Genomic DNA, 3360 nt, shown 5'->3' on the forward strand with positions numbered 1-3360 from the left:
TATTGCGCGCTGTCCCCGGCGAGCGCCGCCTCGCCGCGCACCTTGGAACCCCGGACCTTCGCCGTGCGCAGCGTGGAGTACGACGACCGCCGCGCCGGTGCCGCCGGTCAGACGGCGGACGTGACCCGCATCACCCTCGCAGGGGGCGCGGGGCAGGCCTACACGATGACTTGTCAGTGGCCGCCGGGCGCGCCGGCGCAAAGCTTTCTCACGTCCGAGGAAATCGAGGGCGCGATCGCGTCGCACTTTGCGTTGAACCTCCAGCGGTAGCGCGCGGGAACAAGAGTCGTCCACAGCGCCGGCGCGCGTGCTCTTTCTCGCGCGAAGCGCCGTTCCCTTGCCCTGTTTCCTTACACAGCCAGCGATCTTGCATTCAACCGACAGGTAAATCAGATGACAGTTAGACGAGTCCTGACGCTCTTCCTTGTCCTCGTCGCGTCCCTGACCGGCGCGACTTGGGCGTTCGCGCAGCAGGTCACGGGCCCACTGGGTTCGCCCAGCGCGACCACCACCATCAGCGGCAAGCAGCTGCCTGCACCGAGCCCGAAGTTCGGCGGCGTGATCAAGGACGACGCCCTGCAATCCAAACCCTGGTGGCCGCCGCGCGTGGTGCCGCCGAAGGGCGCACCCAACATTCTCCTCATCATGACGGATGATGCAGGCTTCGCGATCAACAGCGTCTTTGGTGGCGTCATCCCGACGCCGAGCATGGACCGCATCGCCAAGAACGGGCTGCGGTACAACCGCATCACCTCCACCTCGCTGTGCTCGCCGACGCGCGCCGCGCTCATCACCGGGCGCAATCATCACTCGGTCGGCTTTGGCGTGATTGCCGAGCAGGCCACCGGCTTCCCCGGCTACGACAGCGTGATCGGGCTGGACAACGCCACCATCGGCCGCATCCTGCGCGATAACGGCTACGCGACGAGCTGGTTCGGCAAGGATCACAACACGCCGACCTACCAGGCCAGCCAGGTCGGGCCGTTCACCCAGTGGCCGACCGGCATGGGCTTCGACTACTTCTACGGCTTCGTCGGTGGCGACGCGAACCAGTGGGGGCCAAACCTCTTCCGCAACACCACGCAGATCTATCCGTGGATCGGGAAAGAAGGCTCGTTGAGCATGGATCGCTCGGATCCCAAGGCCGCGATCTGGCCAGTCACCGGCAAGGAGCCCTCCTGGAACCTGATCACGGCGATGGCCGACGACGCCATTGATTGGATGACACGGATTCACCAGACCGATCCGCGCCAGCCAATTTTTCTCCATTACGTGCCGGGCTCCTCGCACGCGCCGCACCATCCGACGAAGGAATGGGTGGACAAGATCCACGCCATGCATCTCTTCGACGACGGCTACGAGAAGCTGCGCGAGCGCATCTTCGAGAACCAGAAAAAGCTCGGCGTGATTCCGCAGGACGAGCAGCTCACGCCCTGGCCCGCCGACGTCCTCACGCCGTGGGACAAGCTCTCGCCGGAAGCGAAGAAGCTCTACATCCGGCAGGTGGAGGTGTTCGCCGCGTACGTGGCCTACAACGACCACGAGATCGGTCGTGTGATCCAGGCGTTCGAGGACCTGGGCAAGCTCGACAACACGATCATCATCTACATCAACGGCGACAACGGCACGAGCGCCGAGGGCGGGCCGGAAGGCACGTTCAGCGAGGTCGCGTTCTTCAATGGCGTGCGCCCGCCGGTCGAAGTGCAGATGAAGTACTACGACGCCTGGGGCACTGAGTTCACCTACAACCACATGTCCGCGGGCTGGTCCTGGGCGTTCGACACGCCGTTCGACTGGTTCAAGCAGAACGCCTCCCGGCTCGGCGGCGTCAACCAGAACATGGTCGTCTCGTGGCCGGCGCGCATCAAGGACAAGGGCGCCCTGCGCGACCAGTTCATGCACGTGATCGATGTCGTGCCCACGCTGCTCGAGGTCACCGGCATCCACGCGCCCGAAGTCGTGGACGGCATCAAGCAAAAACCCATCGAGGGGACGAGCTTCGCCTACACCTTCGACGCGAAGAACGCCAAGGCGCCGTCGCGTCACAAGACCCAGTACTTCGAGATGATGGGCCAGTGGGCGCTTTATCACGACGGGTGGCTGCTCTCCACCAAGGTCAACCGCGTGCCGTGGGACGCGTTCAGTCCCGCCAACCCCGACCCGCTCAACAACCAGGTCTTTCAGCTCTACGACCTGACCAAGAACTTCAACCAGTCCGAGGACATCGCCGCGAAGCATCCAGAAAAGGTCAAGCAGATGCGGAAGATGTTCGTCGCGGAAGCGAAGAAGTATCAGGTCTTCCCGCTCGACGCGTCCGTGGGGGCTCGGGTCGCGGCCCAGCGTCCGAGTCTCACTGCCGGCCTTTCCGAGCTCGTCTACACGCGGCCCATGACTGGCGTACCGCAGGGCGACGCGCCGTACCTTCTCAATACGTCCTACAGCCTGACGGCCGACATCACCGTGCCGGAAGGTGGCGCGGAGGGCATGATCGCGACCTCCGGCGGGCGCTTTGCGGGATGGGGCTTCTACCTGCTCAAGGGCAAGCCGGTGTTCAACTGGAACCTGCTCAATCTGGAGTGGGTCAAGTGGGAAGGTCCCGAGTCGCTAGCGCCCGGCAGGCACACCATCGAGTTCGATTTCAAGTATGACGGCCTGGGCGTCGGAACGATGACGTTCAACAACTTCACCGGCATCGGGCGCTCGGGGACCGGCACGCTCAAGGTCGATGGCAAGGAAGTTCAGACGAAGAAGATGGAGCGAACCATCCCCATCATCCTGCAGTGGGACGAGAGCTTCGATATTGGCTCGGACACGATCACCGGCGTCAACGACGCGGACTACAAGCCACCGTTCCCGCTGACCGCCCAATTCAACAAGCTCACGATCAAGATCGACCGTCCGCAGCTCACGCCAGAAGACATCAAGAAACTTCAGGCTTCCATGAAGGCAAAGGCCGCCGCCGACTGATCGCGCGGAAACAGAAACGCCCCATCATGCCCATAGGGCGGTGGGGCGTTTCATCGTCCGTACGACGTGATCCTCATCCTCACCGCCATACCTGAACGGATCGGTCTTCATCAAATGACGGAGAACCTTCCATGACCCGCACCGCACCCGTCCTGGTTACGTTCGGCCTCGCCCTGGCCGCACACGCTCACGCCGAGATGAGCGCCGAAGAACTCGCGAAGATGACGCAGAATCCGGTCGCGAACCTGATCGGCGTGCCCTTCCAGAACAACACCAACTTCAACGTCGGTCCGCAGAAGGGCACGCAGAACATCCTCAACATTCAGCCGGTGATTCCGATCACCCTGAATGAGAACTGGAACCTCATCACGCGCGCCATTCTGCCCGTAATCT

At 63.1% G+C, this 3360-nt stretch carries 3 protein-coding genes; all 3 read left to right on the plus strand.

Annotated features, from left to right (window positions below; translation table 11 throughout):
* Nucleotides 1-42: 42 nt before the first annotated feature.
* A complete protein-coding gene (locus JNK68_15365) occupies nt 43-270 on the plus strand; it encodes a hypothetical protein (protein MBL8541723.1) in 228 nt (75 codons plus the stop codon).
* Nucleotides 271-393: 123 nt separating this feature from the next.
* Nucleotides 394-2967, plus strand: coding sequence for an arylsulfatase (locus JNK68_15370; GenBank protein MBL8541724.1), 2574 nt, complete (start codon nt 394-396; stop codon nt 2965-2967).
* 131 nt (nt 2968-3098) lie between these two features.
* The coding region (locus JNK68_15375) for a transporter (protein ID MBL8541725.1) at nt 3099-3360 on the plus strand (262 nt) is incomplete at its 3' end.

The organism is Betaproteobacteria bacterium, from assembly GCA_016791345.1.
GTDB lineage: Bacteria > Pseudomonadota > Gammaproteobacteria > Burkholderiales > JAEUMW01 > JAEUMW01.